Origin of the sequence: Pseudoxanthomonas sp. (assembly GCF_027498035.1) — a bacterium.
Taxonomy (GTDB): Bacteria; Pseudomonadota; Gammaproteobacteria; order Xanthomonadales; family Xanthomonadaceae; genus Pseudoxanthomonas_A.
On record NZ_CP114978.1, the window covers coordinates 3,693,082 to 3,709,560 of the forward strand.

At 67.6% G+C, this 16,479-nt stretch carries 16 protein-coding genes; 11 read left to right on the forward strand and 5 right to left on the reverse strand.

Going from position 1 to position 16,479, the window contains the following annotated elements; translation table 11 throughout:
- Positions 1–11 precede the first annotated feature (11 nt).
- The 4 genes from O8I58_RS16140 to O8I58_RS16155 form a co-directional block, all read right to left on the reverse strand.
- Positions 12–614, reverse strand: coding sequence for a lysophospholipid acyltransferase family protein (locus O8I58_RS16140; protein WP_298318293.1), 603 nt, complete (start codon positions 612–614; stop codon positions 12–14).
- Entirely contained in the window at positions 611–1,243 is a 633-nt protein-coding gene (locus tag O8I58_RS16145; protein ID WP_298318296.1) for a CDP-alcohol phosphatidyltransferase family protein, read from the reverse strand. Before O8I58_RS16145 ends, O8I58_RS16140 begins: the two co-directional genes overlap by 4 nt.
- A 119-nt stretch (positions 1,244–1,362) precedes the next feature.
- Positions 1,363–3,768, reverse strand: a complete 2,406-nt coding sequence (ggpS, locus tag O8I58_RS16150; protein ID WP_298318299.1) for a glucosylglycerol-phosphate synthase — start codon at positions 3,766–3,768, stop codon at positions 1,363–1,365.
- Positions 3,769–3,779: 11 nt separating this feature from the next.
- The gene (locus O8I58_RS16155) at positions 3,780–5,003 is read right to left on the reverse strand and encodes an MFS transporter (protein WP_298318302.1); all 1,224 of its coding nucleotides are present in this window, start codon (positions 5,001–5,003) and stop codon (positions 3,780–3,782) included.
- A gap of 232 nt (positions 5,004–5,235) precedes the next feature.
- Between O8I58_RS16155 and O8I58_RS16160 the strand changes: the two genes are divergently transcribed.
- A complete protein-coding gene (locus O8I58_RS16160; RefSeq protein WP_298318305.1) occupies positions 5,236–6,582 on the forward strand; it encodes a cation:proton antiporter in 1,347 nt (448 codons plus the stop codon).
- Between the two features lie 58 nt (positions 6,583–6,640).
- The gene (locus O8I58_RS16165; RefSeq protein ID WP_298318308.1) at positions 6,641–6,925 is read left to right on the forward strand and encodes an FmdB family zinc ribbon protein; all 285 of its coding nucleotides are present in this window, start codon (positions 6,641–6,643) and stop codon (positions 6,923–6,925) included.
- A gap of 74 nt (positions 6,926–6,999) precedes the next feature.
- Here O8I58_RS16165 and O8I58_RS16170 read toward each other — a convergent pair whose 3' ends face one another.
- On the reverse strand, positions 7,000–7,698 hold the full coding sequence (locus O8I58_RS16170) for a DUF3011 domain-containing protein (RefSeq protein ID WP_298318311.1): 699 nt from the start codon (positions 7,696–7,698) through the stop codon (positions 7,000–7,002).
- A 157-nt stretch (positions 7,699–7,855) separates the two neighbouring features.
- Here O8I58_RS16170 and aspS point away from each other — a divergent pair, with 157 nt between their 5' ends.
- The 9 genes from aspS (at position 7,856) to ruvB (ending at position 16,431) form a co-directional block, all read left to right on the forward strand.
- Complete coding sequence (aspS, locus tag O8I58_RS16175) at positions 7,856–9,613, forward strand: aspartate--tRNA ligase (protein ID WP_298318314.1); 1,758 nt, start codon at positions 7,856–7,858, stop codon at positions 9,611–9,613.
- 78 nt (positions 9,614–9,691) lie between these two features.
- The gene (locus tag O8I58_RS16180; RefSeq protein ID WP_298318317.1) at positions 9,692–10,213 is read left to right on the forward strand and encodes a GNAT family N-acetyltransferase; all 522 of its coding nucleotides are present in this window, start codon (positions 9,692–9,694) and stop codon (positions 10,211–10,213) included.
- A 69-nt stretch (positions 10,214–10,282) separates the two neighbouring features.
- Positions 10,283–10,552: a hypothetical protein gene (locus O8I58_RS16185; protein WP_298318320.1), complete on the forward strand. Its 270-nt coding sequence runs from the start codon at positions 10,283–10,285 to the stop codon at positions 10,550–10,552.
- Between the two features lie 17 nt (positions 10,553–10,569).
- Positions 10,570–11,199 carry an esterase/lipase family protein gene (locus tag O8I58_RS16190; RefSeq protein ID WP_298318323.1) on the forward strand — a complete coding sequence of 210 codons (630 nt, stop codon included), beginning with the start codon at positions 10,570–10,572 and terminating at the stop codon, positions 11,197–11,199.
- A 75-nt stretch (positions 11,200–11,274) separates the two neighbouring features.
- Positions 11,275–12,006 (forward strand): YebC/PmpR family DNA-binding transcriptional regulator, encoded by a 732-nt coding sequence (locus tag O8I58_RS16195; RefSeq protein ID WP_298318325.1) that lies wholly within the window; start codon positions 11,275–11,277, stop codon positions 12,004–12,006.
- A gap of 93 nt (positions 12,007–12,099) precedes the next feature.
- Positions 12,100–12,621: a crossover junction endodeoxyribonuclease RuvC gene (ruvC, locus tag O8I58_RS16200; RefSeq protein ID WP_298318328.1), complete on the forward strand. Its 522-nt coding sequence runs from the start codon at positions 12,100–12,102 to the stop codon at positions 12,619–12,621.
- A gap of 169 nt (positions 12,622–12,790) precedes the next feature.
- Positions 12,791–13,381 carry a Holliday junction branch migration protein RuvA gene (gene ruvA / locus O8I58_RS16205; RefSeq protein ID WP_298318332.1) on the forward strand — a complete coding sequence of 197 codons (591 nt, stop codon included), beginning with the start codon at positions 12,791–12,793 and terminating at the stop codon, positions 13,379–13,381.
- Positions 13,382–13,427: 46 nt separating this feature from the next.
- Complete coding sequence (locus tag O8I58_RS16210) at positions 13,428–15,347, forward strand: potassium transporter Kup (protein ID WP_298318335.1); 1,920 nt, start codon at positions 13,428–13,430, stop codon at positions 15,345–15,347.
- 46 nt (positions 15,348–15,393) lie between these two features.
- Positions 15,394–16,431: a Holliday junction branch migration DNA helicase RuvB gene (gene ruvB / locus O8I58_RS16215; protein ID WP_298318338.1), complete on the forward strand. Its 1,038-nt coding sequence runs from the start codon at positions 15,394–15,396 to the stop codon at positions 16,429–16,431.
- Positions 16,432–16,479: the final 48 nt, after the last annotated feature.

Consider the following 16,479-nt stretch of genomic DNA (forward strand, 5'->3'; position numbering starts at 1 on the left):
TGCGATCAGGTTCATGGTGCCAGGGCCTCCACGGCCAGGCGGGTGCGTTCCAGGAACGCGGCTTTCTCTTCGCCAGCCTTCAACCTCAGTGTCTGGCCGAAGCGCACCGTGCAGATCAGTGGCACCGGCAGCAGGCTGCCCTTGGGCATGCTGCGGCGGGCGTTGTCCAGGTACACGGCGACCAGTTCGACGCCCGGATAGCGCCGCGCCAGGTGGTAGAGGCCGGACTTGAAAGGCAGCAGCCCGGGCTCGAGGTTGCGGGTGCCTTCTGGGAACAGGATCAGCGAGTCGCCTGCATCCAGCGCGTCGTACAGCGGTTCCAGCGGATCTGATTCGGCATGGCCGTGCTGGCGGTCGATCAGGACCACGTTCAGTCCCGGGCCTGCGATCAGGCCCTTGATGCCGCCGCCTCCCCAGTAGTCGCGTGCGGCCACCGGGCGCGTCCTGCGCCGCAGCGCCGGTGGCAGTGCAGACCACAGCGCGACCGTGTCCAGGTGGCTGGAATGGTTGGCGAAGTAGATGCGCTGGATGGGATCTGGCCGACTGCCGAGCCAGCGCGGATAGGCGCCGAACAGCGCCTTGCTTGCGGCGACCAGCAACCGATCGACGATCATGCGGCGTCCTTGTCGTTGAGCTGGCGCGCGATGCCCGCGCTGCGGGTGATGCAGGTCAGCAGCGCGCCGACGGCGATGACCACGGCCGCCGCCAGCAGCGACCAGTGCGTGCCGTGTAGCCAGCGTTCGACCGCGGCGATCACGCAGGCGACCGTCAGCACCGCCATGCGGTGCTGCTTGGCCATTGGCCCGCGGAAATCCTGCGCCAGCCCCAGGCTGCCACCGGCCAGTCGCACGTAAGCGGTCAATGCGGCCAGCAACGCGCCCAGCCAACCCAGCCAGGACAGGCCGCAGGCGTACCCCAGCGCCACGATCAGCAGCGAGTCGGCGACGCGGTCGGGAAATTCGTTGTACAGCGCGCCGGTGGCGGTCTTGCGGCCGCCTTCCATCGCGACCATGCCGTCCAGCAGGTTGCACACCAGCCGCAGCTGGATGCACGCCGCCGCCAGCACCAGTCCGCCGACGGTCGGCACCCAGGCCAGCATCGCCGCGCCGATGGCGGCGAAGAAGATGCTGAGGACGGAAATCTGGTTGGGTGTGATCGACGAGCGTGCCAGCGTGGCGCTCAGGCGCTGCGCCCATCCCGTGTTGCGCGCGGCGATTGGCCGGCGATTGTCATCCTGACTCATGGGAGCGGATGGTAGTCGAAGTCCGCGTGCTGTCACGCCGGCCCGCGATGGAATGTCCTGATGCGGTGTCCCACAGGCACCGGCAGATCGTCATTCCCGCTTCCGCGGGAATGACGCACTCAATTTTTTTGCTCCCCACGCTGGGCCCGCGTGCTCCAGCAGCGAAGCCCTATTGCTTGGCCGGGCTGGCGCTCCGCTTCTTCGTGACCGGCCTGGCGGGCCGGGTGGCGTTGCGCACCGCATCCAGGAACTCCTGGCCCCAGCGGTCGACGTCGTAGTAATCGACGATGTCGTAGAGCTGGCGCAGGCGGTCGCCGGCCTCTTCTTCCGGCATCTGCAGCGCCTGGTAGCAGCGCGGCGGTCAGGTCGGCCTGGTCGTGTGGATTGGTCAGCACCGCGCCCTTGAGTTCGGCAGCGGCGCCGGCGAATTCGCTCAACACCAGGATGCCGTTGCCGCCTTCGATGCCCTGGGTCGCCACGAACTCCTTGCCGACCAGGTTCAGGCCATCGCGTAGCGGGGTGATCCACATGACCTGGGCAGCGGCGTAGTGGGCCACGACTTCCTCGAACGGGAACGCCTGGGCGAAGAAACGCACCGGCGTCCAGTCCATCCGCGCGAAGCGGCCATTGATGCGGCCCACCGCCTGTTCGATCGAGTTCTGCAGCTGGCGGTAGACGGTCATCTCGCGCGCGGCCGGCACGCAGATCATCAGCAGTGTGACCTTGTTGTGCAGGCCCGGTTGCGATTCGAGCAGGCGCTCGAAGGCCTCCAGCTTGGCCAGCGTGCCCTTGGTGTAGTCCAGCCGCTCGACCGACAGCACCAGCTTGCGCGCACCGATCTCGCGCCGCAGCTTGTAGATGTTGTTGCGCACGTCCGGATTGGCCAGCACGGTCTTGATCCGGCGCATGTCGGTGCCGACCGGGTGCGCACCCAGCGCGACCTCGCGACCGGGCACGCGCAGGCGCGTGGTCATCGTGTCCAGGCCCACCGCGCAGCCGTAGGTGAGGAAGCGCGGCGCACAGCTCTCGGTGCGCACGCGTTCGACCGGGGCCACGCCGCGGACCACGTCCACGAAATTCTCCACCTGACGCGGGATGTGGAAGCCGACGTAGTCGCACGACAGCAGGCTGCCGATGATCTCGCGTCGCCACGGCACCACGTTGAACACGTCGGCCGAGGGGAAATAGGTGTGGTGGAAGAAAGCGATCTTCAGGTCCGGGCGCATCTCGCGCAGGTAGGCCGGCACCATCCACAGGTTGTAGTCGTGGATCCAGACGGTGGCGCCTTCGGCCGCTTCGGCGGCGGTGGCTTCGGCGAACTTGCGATTCACCTTGAGGAACACCTTCCAATCGTCCTCGCGGAAGCGCGCACGCTCCCAGAACACGTGCAGCATCGGCCAGAACGCTTCCTTGCTGAAGCGCTTGTAGAAGATGTCCACCTCGGTCTTGGTCAGCGGCACGCGCGCGGCGGTGAGGTTGGGGTATTTCTCATCGACCGCGGTGTGGGTTTCGAACGGCCCACGCTTGGGATCGTCGATGCTCCAGGCCACCCATGAGCCGGTCTGGCCGCCCTGGAAGAAGCCCAGCAGCGAGGGAATGATGCCGTTGGGCGATTTGGGCTGGCGGCGGACGAGTTTGTCGTCCTCGATGACTTCCTCGTAGGGCAGGCGGTGATAGACCATCAGCAGCTGCGCCTTGCCGGTCGGCGCGGTGCGCGCGACGGGCAGGTACGGGTCGTTCTTCTCCAGTAGCTTGAAGTGCGCGATGGCTTCCAGGATGCCGCCACAGCCGGGCGCCTGCGCGTGCAGCACATCGCTGAGCGAACCGGTGGCCTCGATCAACGCGGCTTCCGAATCGCCCACGCATACGCCGCGGAAACCCGCCATGTACATCGACAGGTCGTTGAGCGTGTCGCCGGCGACCAGCACGTTTTCGCGCTTGAGCTTGAGCTGCTTGGCCAGCGCCTTGAGGGTGCGGCCCTTGTCGGTGTCCGGCGGCAGGATGTCCAGGTAGCGGTCGGCCGAATACAGCACCGAACAGCCGAGTTCGCGCACGGTGTCTTCGATCTGGGTGCGCAGTGGTGCCAGTGTTTCGGGATCGCAGTAATAGGAGCAGCGGCGCTCCTGCGGGACGTCCTGGCGTTGCAGGTCGGGGAAGGCGCGCATGACCTGGGCCACGGTCTGGTCGCCAGGCCAGCGGGCGTCGATCCGCGACTGCAGCGGCTGCAGTGGCAACAGGGTCTGGCCATCGACCACGGTCGCGCCTACGTCGCAGACCACGTAATCGGGGCGGGGAATGGAGGGGTCGGTCAACAGCGGCATCACCGATTCCAGGCCGCGGCCGGTGATGAAGATCAGGCAGATCTCGGGGTGCTGGTCCACCAGTCGGTACAGGCGATGGCGCTGCTCGGCGCTGCCAGCCAGGAAGGTGCCGTCCAGGTCGGTGGCCAGGATCAGGCGCGGGTCGGGCCGGGCCTGGGTGGAGCGGGGTGAGGTGTTTCGGGTCGGAGCGGTCAGGTCAGTCAAAAGGTGTCCTCTCAGGGTTGATTGGGGGTTTCGGTCTCAGGCATCAGCTCCAGCGCGGAGGGGGTAGTGCGCAGCATGGGGCGGAAGGGAGATTCGAACGTGCGGTCGCGGCGGAAGCGCAGGCGCATGAACAGGTAGCCGGCCAGCATCAGCAGCATTACCGCGAAGTACACCGGCAGCGCCGACGGGCCGAAGCGCTGCATCGCGCCGCCGGCCAGCGCCGGGCCGATGGCCGAGCCGACGCCGTTGACCAGCAGCAGGCTGGAGCAGCCGGACAGCAGGTGTTCGCGTGGCAGGTAATCGAGCATATGCGCCACCGCGAACGGATACAGCGAGAACGACAGGCCGCCGAACAGGAAGAACAGGCCGAACAGCATCCGGTGGTCGGCCTGCACCATCGGCAGCAGCATCGCCAGCGCCACGCAGGCGGCGGCCAGCGCGGTGATGGCCAGGGCCAGGCGGCGGTCGCGACCGTTGCTGATCCTGCCGATCGGCACCTGCAGCAGCGCACCGCCAGCAATGGCTGCCAGCATGAACAAGGCCACGCCCCGGGTGTCCAGGCCAATGCGGCCGGCATACACCGGCGACAGGCCCCAGAACCCGCCCATGGCCAGGCCCGACAGTCCCGCGCCGACCGTGGCCGCAGGCGCCAGCGCATACAGGCGGCGCAGGCTGAAGCGGGTCAGTGGCGGTACGTCCGGCTGGACCAGGCGCGTGGCCGAGACCGGCATCATCGAGGCGCAGACCAGGATCGCGGTCAGTGAAAACAGCGTGGCCATCTCCATCCCGCCCCAACCCAGCAGCACCTGGCCCAGGGCCAGTGCCGACAGATTGACCATCATGTAGACCGAGAACACCTTGCTGCGCGTGCCCGGGTCGGGCTCGGCGTTGAGCCAGCTTTCAATCGTGGTGTACAGGCCGACCAGCGCCGCGCCGGTCAGCAGCCGCAGCAGCCCCCAGGCCCAGGGATTGATCCAGACCGGATGCAGCAGGACCGCGATGGCCGCCAAGGCGGCGAAGAAGGCGAACGCCCGGATATGGCCGATCCGGCCGATCAGCGGCGGGCCCAGGAAGGTGCCGAAGAAATACCCGGCGAAATAGCCGGACATCACCAGTCCCAGCGTCCGGTCATCGAATCCGGCCTGCGCGCCGCGCACCGCCAGCAGGGTGCCCAGCAGCCCGCTGCCCGTCAGTAACAGGGCAACGCCTAGCAGGAGCGTCGTGAGCCGCAGCATCAGTGCGACCTTCTTGGGGAAGGGTTGCCGGTCACGGGGAAATCATAACATATTGATTCATTTGGAGAAAATTTGCGCTTCCCGGCACTGCGCAAAGCCAGGCGGGGCCCGGGTCCGCGCCCTGGGTGGCGCGCCCCGGACATCTGCGAAGATGCCGCCCCGTCCATGCAGGCCTTGCCGTGCTGCGATGCAGCAACGACCATCCTGCGCCTGACCCCATGAAAAGCCCGTCGTGAGCCAAGAACTCATCTATCTGCTGCTGATCTTCGGCCTGCTGGTCATTCCGCGCTTCCTGCAGCAGTTCAAGCTGCCGGCACCGCTGACCTGCCTGGTGTTCGGCATCGTCGCCGCGCTGGTGCTGGGCAAGCGGGTCGATGACGGGGTGGTCGCGCTGCTGGCGTCGCTGGGGATTTCCTCGCTGTTCCTGTTCGCCGGGCTGGAAGTGGACCTGAAGGCCCTGCGTCGTGGCCTGTGGCCGCTGCTCACGCACTTGGTGGTGCGGGTCGCGTTCCTGGTCGGCGTGGGCTGGCTGGTCTGGCGCTACGCGCACCTGTCCTGGCAGGCTTCGGCGCTGCTGGCGCTGGCCCTGCTGACGCCTTCGACCGGCTTCATCATCGACACCCTGGGCCGGCTCGGTCTGGACGAGAAGGAGCAGTTCTGGGTCACCAACAAGGCCATCGCCGGCGAACTGCTGGCGCTGGTGGTGCTGTTCGTGGTGCTGCAGTCGGCCAGTCCGCCGCTGCAGATCGCCGGTTCGTCACTGGCGCTGATCGCCATGCTGGTCGGCCTGCCGCTGCTGTTCGTCGCGCTGGGTCGCTGGGTACTGCCGCATTCGCCGGGCGCGGAGTTCTCGCTGCTGGTGATGGTGGGTGTGATCGCCGCCTACGTGACCCACCTGATCGGGGTGCACGACCTGGTCGGCGCCTTCATCACCGGCCTGGTCGCGCGCCTGCTGCGCCAGCGCATGCCGACCCTGGCCTCGCACGACAATCTGCACGCGGTGCGGTTGTTCGCCAGCTTCTTCGTGCCGTTCTACTTCTTCTATTCCGGGACCAAGGTGCCGGCTGGCGCGCTGAGCTTCAGCGCACTGGGTATCGGCCTGGCGATGACCGCGGTGGCGCTGCCCTTGCGCGTGGGCGTGATCTGCCTGCAGCGCAAGGTGATGTTCGGTGAGTCGTTCAGGACCGGCCTGCGCGTGGGCACGGCGTTGGCGCCGACCCTGATCTTCACCCTGGTGCTGGCCGGGCTGCTGCGCGAGCGCTTTGCCGTCCCCGATGCGCTGTTCGGCGGCCTGCTGCTGTACGCGATCCTGACCACGATGCTGCCTTCGCTGGTGTTCCGCACCCCGTTCGACGTCGATCCGGTGGAAAACGAACCGGGCCACTACGCGCCCGCAGCCGGCGGTGCGGCGGCCACGCTGATGGCGCCAGGCACGTCCGAGCTGCACGTCCACCGGGTCAGCGCGGCGTTCGTCGCGGCCAGCGACGCCCCGATCACGACGGCACCGGCCGCGGCGTCGCCGCCGCAAACCGACGGCCCGCTGCCCGAAGATCGCGACCACACCGACCGCACGGCTTGATTCGCAGGCCGCCAGCCCCCACCGTTGCGTCCTGCAACGACTGAATGACCCCCACGCCATGCCGATCTACGGTTTTGAATGCACCACCTGCGGCCACAGCTTCGACAAGCTGCAGAAACTGTCCGACGCTGATCCGGAAAACTGCCCCAGCTGCGGCGCGCCCACGGTCAAGCGCCAGGTCACCGCGCCCTCGTTCCGGCTGGCCGGCGGCGGCTGGTACGAGACAGACTTCAAGAAGGGCGGTGACAAGAAACGCAATCTGGCCGAAGGCGGCGCCAGCGCGGGTGGCGGGTCAACGTCGGCCAGCAAACCCGCGCCCAGCGCCGGTGGCGGCAGCGACTGAGCGGCCAGGTGTGAAGCAACAAAAAACGCCGGGCGTGATGCCCGGCGTTTTTGCATGCGCGGTTGCGGTTGGGGTCAGCGCGTGCCGAACTGGGCCCGGCAGCCTTCGTCAACCCAGATCTGGCCGTTGCGGTAGGCCCAGGTGCGGCCTTCGATGCAGGGGCTCTTGGACAGCTGGCGCAGGATCACCGGGCGTCCGTAGCGGCTTTCGAAGCCGCAGGTGTGGCGGCGGTTGTCGCTGCTGCTGCAGGTCACGCTGTAGTTGGGGTTGCCGCCGGGACCACCCGGGTTCCAGCCGCCACCGCCGCGGCCTTCGGCGAACTCGCCGCGGCAGCCGTCGCTGACCCAGATGTTGCTGCCACGCTGGCCCCAGCTGCGGCCTTCGACGCAGCGGCTGTCGGACAGCTGGCGGGTCAGCACGGCGCGTCCACGGAAACCGGCGGCACACTCGCGGGTACGGTTGTCGGTGCTCTCGCAGCGGATGGTGCGGCCTGCCTGCCCGCCGCCCCAGCCACCGCCGCCGGTCCAACTGGGCACGAACCGCCCGCGGCAGCCGCGATTGACCCAGATCACGCCATTGCGCGTGCCCCAGGTGCGGCCTTCGATGCAGGGTGCGTCGGACAGGTTGCGCTCCAGCCGGGCCCGGCCATTGAAGCCACGGCATTCCCGGTACTTGCTGTCCCGGCTCTCGCAGGTGACCGAATCCTGGGCATGGGCAGGCCCGGCGGCATACAGCCCCAGGGCGAACAGGACGGCCGCAAACAGTCGCAACATGGCACGGCTCCGACGTGAGTTGAGTTGGGCCGGACTATACAGGCGCCCTTGGCGTGTCCCCGTGTGCGCCGGGCCGGCATTTGCCGCGCCGCGGCGGCGGCCGCAAAATAGCCGGCTTTCCCGGCCACCCGACGTGGCCCGCCTGGAGCTGTCTGCAATGCGTACCCACTTCTGCGGCCTGGTCAACGAGACCCTGATCGGCCAAACCGTCACTCTGGCCGGCTGGACCGACGTGGCCCGCAACCAGGGCGGCGTGTGCTTCATCGACTTGCGCGACCACGAAGGCATCGTGCAGGTCACGGTCGAGCTGGATAATGCCGAGGTGTTCGCCGTGGCCGCCTCGCTGGGCTACGAGGACGTGCTGCAGGTCGAGGGCGTGGTCCGCGCGCGCCACGCGGTCAACGACAAGATCAAGACCGGCAAGCTCGAAGTGATCGCCAGCAGGATCACCGTGCTCAACAAGGCCGCGCCGCTGCCGTTCCACGCCCATGAGAATCCGGGCGAAGAAACGCGCCTGAAGTACCGCTACCTGGACCTGCGCCGTCCGGAAATGCAGCGTATGCAGCGCACCCGGATCAAGCTGGTGCAGGCGCTGCGCCGTCACCTGGACGCGGACGGTTTCCAGGACATCGAAACCCCGATCCTGACCAAGGCCACGCCCGAAGGCGCGCGCGACTTCCTGGTGCCCGCGCGCATGCATCCGGGCGAGTTCTACGCCCTGCCGCAGTCGCCGCAGCTGTTCAAGCAGATCCTGATGGTGGCCGGCTTCGACCGCTACTACCAGATCGCGCGCTGCTTCCGCGACGAAGCGCTGCGCGCCGACCGCCAGCTGGAATTCACCCAGCTGGACATGGAGTTCGCCTTCGTCAAGGAGCGCGACGTGCAGGACTACGTGGAAACCATGATCCGCGCCATCTTCAAGGAAGTGGTGGACGTGGAACTGGCCGCTGAATTTCCGCGCATGACCTGGGCCGAGGCGATGCGTCGCTACGGGTCGGACAAGCCGGACCTGCGCATCGCGCTGGAGCTGGTCGACGTGGCCGAACTGGTCAAGGACAGCGAGTTCGCCGTGTTCACCGGTCCGGCCAACGACGCCGACGGCCGCGTGGCCGCGCTGCGCATCCCCGGCGGCGCAGCGCTGTCGCGCAAGCAGATCGACGAATACGCCGCGCACGCCGCCAAGTACGGCAGCAAGGGCCTGGCCTACATCAAGCTCAGCGAGACCGGCGAAGTCAGCTCGCCGATCGCCAAGTTCTTCACCGAAGACAAGTTCGCAGCCCTGATCCAGGCCACGGGCGCTGGCAACGGCGACATCGTGTTCTTCGGCGCCGGCGGCTACAACAAGGTGTCCGACTTCATGGGCGCGGTGCGTCTGAAGGCGGGCAAGGATTTCGGCCTGGTCGCTGATGGCTGGGCGCCGCTGTGGGTCACCGACTTCCCGATGTTCGAGTGGGACGAGGAAGAGCAGCGCTACGTCGCCCTGCATCACCCCTTCACCGCGCCGGCCGTGGACGACATCACCGACCTGCGCGAACACGCCAGGACCGCGGTGTCGCGCGGCTACGACATGGTCCTCAACGGCAACGAGATCGGCGGTGGCTCGATCCGTATCCACCGTCCGGAGATGCAGAGCGCGGTGTTCGAGCTGCTGGGCATCGGTGCGGAAGAGGCGCAGGCCAAGTTCGGCTTTCTGCTGGATGCGCTGAACTACGGCGCGCCGCCGCACGGCGGCATCGCCTTCGGCATCGACCGCATCGCCGCGCTGATGGCTGGAACCGAATCGATCCGCGACGTGATCCCGTTCCCCAAGACCACCGGTGCGCAGGACCTGATGACCGACGCGCCGTCGCCGATCCCCGATGTGCAGCTGGCCGAAGTGCACGTGCAGGTCCGCCCGCAGCCGGCCAAGGGCTGAGCCACGCGCGCCGGCCGGGGCCTCCGGCTGGCGCACTCCGGGTCCGGCTGCGCGCCGGGCCTGTCGCAAGGAATCGCCATGGCCATTTCGATCCGCCAAGCCACGCCTGACGACGCCCAGGTCATCTCCGAACTGGCTGCGCTGACCTTTACCGAAACCTTCGGCCATCTGTATCCGGCGCAGGACCTGGAGGGCTTCCTCGAGGAAAGCTATGCGGTGGATCGCGCGCGGATCGTGCTGGCGCATCCGGAGTACGCGATCTTCCTGGCCGAAGACGATGGCGTGGCCGTCGGGCATTCGGCTGCCGGCCCCTGCGGCCTGCCGCACGACGATGTGCAACCCGAGGACGGCGAGCTCAAGCGCCTGTATCTGTTGAACAGCCACCAGAACGGCGGGATCGGCTCGCGCCTGTTCCACGCCACCCTGGAATGGTTGCAGCGCGACGGCCCGCGCGCGCTGTGGATCGGCGTGTGGTCGGAGAACTTCGGTGCGCAGCGGTTCTATGCGCGGCACGGGTTCGAACGGGTGGGGCAGTACAAGTTTCCGGTTGGCAAGACCATCGACGACGAGTTCATCCTGCGACGCCCCGCACAGGCTTGAGTGCCGCACCTGGTTGAGCCGCCGCGGCGCATGGGTCATGCTGCGGCCACTTTCATGGAGGAAATGCCAATGTCCGTTCTGCGTCCCGTGTTGTGCCTGGTCCTGGTTGCCGCGCTGAGCGGCTGCGGCGCAAAGATGGTGCGTTGCACTTCCGCATCGGGCAGCTGGGCCATTGGCCGCGTCGCCGAGCAGGGCATCCTGGACCGCATCCAGGCCGAAAGCGGTGCCAAACAGATCCGCACCCTGACCGACGGCGAGACTTCCTCGGACATCGGCATGGACCGGGTCACCGTCCACGTCAATGCGCAGAACCTGATCACCGCGGTGACCTGCGACTGAATCCGCGCCATGCCCGCATGACCTCCGATGCGGCGACCCGGCCCCGGGTGCTGGTCCTGCATGGCATCTGGAATGCCGAGCTGTGGGTGCGGCCGCTGGCCAAGCGGCTGTCGCAGGCCGGCTTCGATGCCCAGGTGTTCGGCTACCACAGCATCGCCAGTGCGCCGCAGGTCGCCTTCAACCGTCTTGCCGAACGCCTGCGCGAGGGTCCGCCCACGCATCTGGTCGGGCACAGCCTGGGTGGGTTGATCGCACTGGAAACCCTGCGCCGGAATCCCGATCTGCCGGTACCGAGGTTGGTCTGCCTGGGCTCGCCACTGCAGGGCAGCGCCACCGCCCATGCGCTGCTGCAACGGGGCTGGGCCGGCACCCTGGGGCGCAGTGGTCCGTTGCTCGACCGGGGTTGCCAGCCCTGGCGTGGGCCAGCCCAGGTTGGCATGGTCGCCGGTGACGTGCCGCGCGGGATTGGTCGCTTGCTGGGTGGGATCGGGGCTGATTCCGACGGCACCGTGGCGCTGGCCGAAACCCGGCTGTCGGGCCTGTCCGACCACTGCTGCGTACGGACCAGTCATACCGGGCTGGCGTTTTCGCCGCTGGCGGCGCGCCAGGTGGTGGCCTTCCTGCAGCAGGGCCGGTTCCTGCCTTGACTGGCCGGCCCGGCGCGCGCCGCGCATTGGGGTAAAATCGCCGCTTCGTGTTCGTGTCCCCAACGGAAGTGTGTCATGGGTCGAGGCCCTTCGATCGAAGCCCGCAAGAACGCCAGCGATGCCAAGCGCGGCAAGATCTTCACCAAGATCATCCGCGAGATCAGCGTCGCGGCCCGTGCCGGTGGCGGTGATCCGCATAACAATCCGGCGCTGCGCACGGCCATGGACAAGGGCCTGTCGTCCAACATGACCAAGGACGTCATCGAGCGCGCCATCAAGAAGGCGACCGGTGAGCTGGAAGGCGTGGAGTACGAAACCATCCGCTACGAGGGCTACGCCCCGGGTGGTGTCGCGGTGATCGTTGACTGCCTGACCGACAACCGCGTGCGCACCGTGGCCGATGTGCGCCATGCCTTCGCCAAGTGCGGCGGCAACATGGGCACCGAAGGCTCGGTGGCTTTCATGTTCAAGCGCTTGGGCGTGCTGTCGTTCTCGCCGGGCGCCGACGAAGACGCGGTGACTGAAGCGGCCATCGAGGCCGGCGCCGACGACGTGGTGGTCTACCCGGATGATGGCTCGATCGACGTGCTGACCGCGCCCGACGCGTTCGAGGCGGTCAAGGTGGCGATGGAAGCCGCTGGCCTGAAGCCCGACCAGGCCGAAGTGTCCATGCGCGCCGAGACCGACTCGGCCGTGGACGGCGATGTCGGCAAGCAGGTGGTCAAGATGCTCGACATGCTTGAAGACCTGGACGACGTGCAGAACGTCTGCCACAACGCACAGCTTGGTCAGGACGCCTACGCCTGATGCCACGCCCGGGACAGGCGGTACGCGGTCCTGGTGGCATGGTTCCTGCGTGACTTCCCCCGGCCTGGCCCGCTTCGCAGGACACCTTCGAACATGACCCGCATCCTTGGCATCGACCCGGGCTCGCAGCGCACCGGCGTCGGCATCATCGATGTCGATGCTGCCGGGCGTACCGTGCACGTGTTCAACGCGCCGCTGGTGCTGCTGGGCGAGGGCGGCTTCCCGCAGCGGCTCAAGCGACTGCTGGTCGGCCTGGGCGAACTGCTGGAAGAATGGAAACCCGACGAAGTGGCGATCGAACAGGTGTTCATGGCCCGCAATCCCGATTCGGCACTCAAACTCGGCCAGGCGCGCGGCGCGGCCATGGCCGCGGTGGTCCTGCGCGACCTGCCGGTCCACGAATACGCGGCCAAGGAGGTCAAGCTGGCCGTCGTTGGCCGCGGTGGCGCAGACAAGGAACAGATCCAGCACATGGTCGGCATCATGTTGAACCTCAAGGGCAAGCTGCAGGCCGACGCGGCCGATGCGCTGGCCGTGGCCATCACCCACGCGCACGTGCGTGCCACCGCCGCCCGCATGGGCGTGGACGCGCGCAGCGCCTGGAGCCGCAAGTGATCGGGCGCCTGCGCGGACTGCTGGTGACCAAGTCACCGCCATGGGCGATGCGCCACGCTAGCGAGGCACTGCCTCGCGTGGCGCTGAGCGCCCGGCCAGGGATGGCCGGGCAGGGCGCTCCAGGTGCGATGCCGTCGCGCCATGGTTGGCTGCACGCGGGAGTCTGCGCATGATCGGGCGGCTCCGTGGTCTGCTGGTCACCAAATCGCCGCCGTGGCTGATGATCGAAGTGGGTGGCGGCGTCGGCTACGAACTGGAGGCGCCAATGAGCACCTTCTACGACCTGCCCGAGGTCGGTCGCGAAGTCACGCTCTTTACCCATTACGCGCAGAAGGAAGACAGCGTCTCGCTGTACGGCTTCCTGCGCGAGAGCGAGCGGCGCCTGTTCCGCGACGTGCAGAAGGTCACCGGCATCGGCGCCAAGATCGCCCTGGCGATCCTGTCAGGCGTGAGCGTCGATGAATTCGCGCGATTGGTGCAGGCCGGCGATGTCACCGCGCTGACCCGCATCCCCGGCATCGGCAAGAAGACCGCCGAGCGCATGGTGGTGGAACTGCGCGATCGCGCCGCCGGCCTGGTCGGCAGCGACCCGATCACGCTGTCCGCCGCGCCGGTCGATCCGCAGTCCGAAGCCGTCATCGCCCTGCAGCAGCTCGGCTACAAACCGGCCGAAGCCCAGCGCATGGCCCGCGAGGCCACGGCCGCGGGCGATGATGCCGCCGGGATCATCCGCAAGGCCCTGCGCTCGGCCCTGCGCTGAGTGTGCAGGCTTTCGTCACTTTTCCAGCAGTAGGCTAGCTTTTGCCATGTCCTCCGCCTCCTCTTCCCCGGCCGACAGTGCCCCCTCGCATCATGGTCACGGCAACCAGGGTCTGCCCAAGCTGATCCTGGGGGCGATCGGTGTCGTGTTCGGCGATATCGGCACCAGCCCGCTGTACACGCTGAAGGAGGCGTTCTCGCCGCACTTCGGCCTGGTCGGCAACCACGACACCATCCTGGGGATCCTGTCGCTGGTGTTCTGGGCGCTGGTGATCACGGTGACGGTCAAGTACGTGACCATCATCATGCGCGCCGACAATGACGGCGAGGGCGGGATCATGGCGCTGATGACCCTGGCCCAGCGCACGCTGCCCAAGGATTCGCGGTCGGCCTACGTGATCGGCATCCTGGGGATCTTCGGTGCCTCGCTGTTCTTCGGCGATGGCGTGATCACCCCGGCCATCTCGGTGCTGGGTGCGGTGGAAGGCCTGGAAGTGGCCGCTCCGGCTCTGGACCACTGGATCGTGCCGATCACCGTGGTGATCCTGGTCCTGGTGTTCATGGCCCAGCGCTTCGGCACCGAAAAGGTGGGCAAGGTGTTTGGCCCGATCACGATGGTGTGGTTCCTGGCGCTGGCGGCGATCGGCATCTACAACATCGTCGACGCGCCGGAAGTGCTGAAGGCCTTCAACCCGGTGTGGGGCGTCAAGTTCTTCATCACCCACGGCTGGCATTCGGTGCTGATCCTGGGCGCGGTGGTGCTGGCGGTGACCGGTGGCGAAGCGCTGTATGCCGACATGGGCCATTTCGGCGCCCGCCCGATCCGCTACGGCTGGTACATCATGGTGCTGCCGTGCCTGATGCTGAACTACCTGGGGCAGGGCGCGCTGGTGCTGGAAGATCCGGCCGCGGTCAACAATCCCTTCTATGAGGCGGTGCCGGACTGGGCGCTGTACCCGATGATCGTGCTGGCCACGATGGCCGCCATCATTGCCTCGCAGGCGGTGATCAGTGGCGCGTTCTCGGTTTCGCGCCAGGCCATGCAGCTGGGTTACATCCCGCGCATGCACGTCAAGCACACCTCGCACGACACCATCGGCCAGATCTACGTGCCGGGCGTCAACTGGATCATGATGATTGCCGTGCTGGCGGTGGTGCTAGCATTCGGCAGTTCGACCGCGCTGGCCACGGCCTATGGCATCTCGGTCTCGGCGACCATGCTCATCGATACCTTGCTGCTGGCGCTGGTAGCGCGCGCGCTGTGGCCGAAGTGGCGCACCTGGGTGCTGCCGCTGTGCGTGGTGTTCTTCATCGTTGACGTGGGTTTCGTGATCGCCAACGGCGCCAAGTTCTTCGACGGCGCGTGGTTCCCGCTGGCCCTGGGCCTGCTGGTGTTCACCCTGCTGCGCACCTGGCGCCGCGGCCGCGAGCTGCTGGGTGCGGAGATCCGCAAGGACGGCATCGCGCTGGACAGCTTCCTGCCGGGCCTGATGCTGGCTCCGCCGGTGCGTGTGCCGGGCACGGCGGTGTTCCTGACCGCGCAGACCGGCATGGTCCCGCACGCGCTGCTGCACAACCTCAAGCACAACAAGGTGCTGCACGAGCGCAACGTGTTCCTGACCGTGTACACGCTGCCGCTGCCCTATGCCCCGGCCGACAAGCGGCTGAAGGTCGAGGAGATCGGCGACGAGTTCTACCGGGTGATCGTCAAGTTCGGCTTCATGGAAACGCCCGACGTGCCGCTGGCGCTGATGCGCAGCTGCGATCGCGGCGGGCCGTACTTCGACCCCATGGACACCACGTTCTTCGCCAGCCGCGAAACCATCGTGGCCAGCGCCCGCCGCGGCATGCCGATCTGGCGCGACAAGCTGTTCGCGGCCATGCACCGCAACGCCGCGCCGGCGACCACGTTCTTCCGGATCCCGGGCAACCGGCTGGTCGAACTGGGCGCGCAGGTGGAGATCTGATGCGCGTGGCCTGCGCCGCCACTGCGGCGCGTGAGACCATAGCCACATGAGTGACCGCATCATCGCCGCCGACGCCACCCGCGAGGACGACGCCCTGGAGGCGTCGATCCGGCCCAAGCGGCTGGCCGACTACCTGGGCCAGCAGCCGGTCCGTGAGCAGCTGGATATCTACATCCAGGCGGCCAAGGGCCGTGGCGAGGCGCTGGACCATGTGCTGATCTTCGGCCCGCCCGGCCTGGGCAAGACCACGCTGAGCCACGTGATCGCCAACGAGCTGGGCGTGAGCCTGCGGGTGACCTCCGGCCCGGTGATCGAAAAGGCTGGCGACCTGGCCGCGCTGCTGACCAACCTGCAGCCGCACGACGTGCTGTTCATCGACGAGATCCATCGCCTCTCGCCGGTGGTCGAGGAAGTGCTGTACCCAGCGATGGAAGATTTCCAGATCGACATCATGATCGGCGACGGCCCGGCCGCCCGCTCGATCAAGCTGGACCTGCCGCCGTTCACCCTGATCGGCGCCACCACGCGCGCGGGCCTGCTGACCGCGCCGCTGCGCGACCGCTTCGGCATCGTCCAGCGCCTGCAGTTCTACAGCGCCGAGGAGCTGACCCGGATCGTGCGCCGCTCGGCGCAGATCATGGGCATCACCTGCGAGCCGGAAGGCGCGGCGGAAATCGCCCGGCGTTCGCGCGGCACCCCGCGCATCGCCAACCGGCTGCTGCGCCGGGTGCGCGATTACGCCCAGGTGCGCGCCAACGGCCATATCGACCTGGCCGTGGCCAATGCCGCGATGGAAATGCTGAAAGTGGATCCCGAGGGCTTCGACGAGATCGACCGCCGCCTGCTGCACACCATCATCGAGAATTTCGATGGCGGCCCGGTCGGCGTGGAGTCGCTGGCTGCGGCGCTGAGCGAAGAGCGCGGCACGCTGGAAGACGTGATCGAGCCGTACCTGATCCAGCAGGGCTTCCTGGTGCGCACCGCGCGCGGGCGCATGGCCACGTCCAAGGCCTATCGACACCTGGGACTGCCCGGCAAGGCGCCTGATCCGGGGGTGGTCGGGCTGTCGGAACCGCTGTTCTAGCCTCGCCCGAGCGATTGCCGCGTTCCAGTCCCAGAATTTACGGAGCTT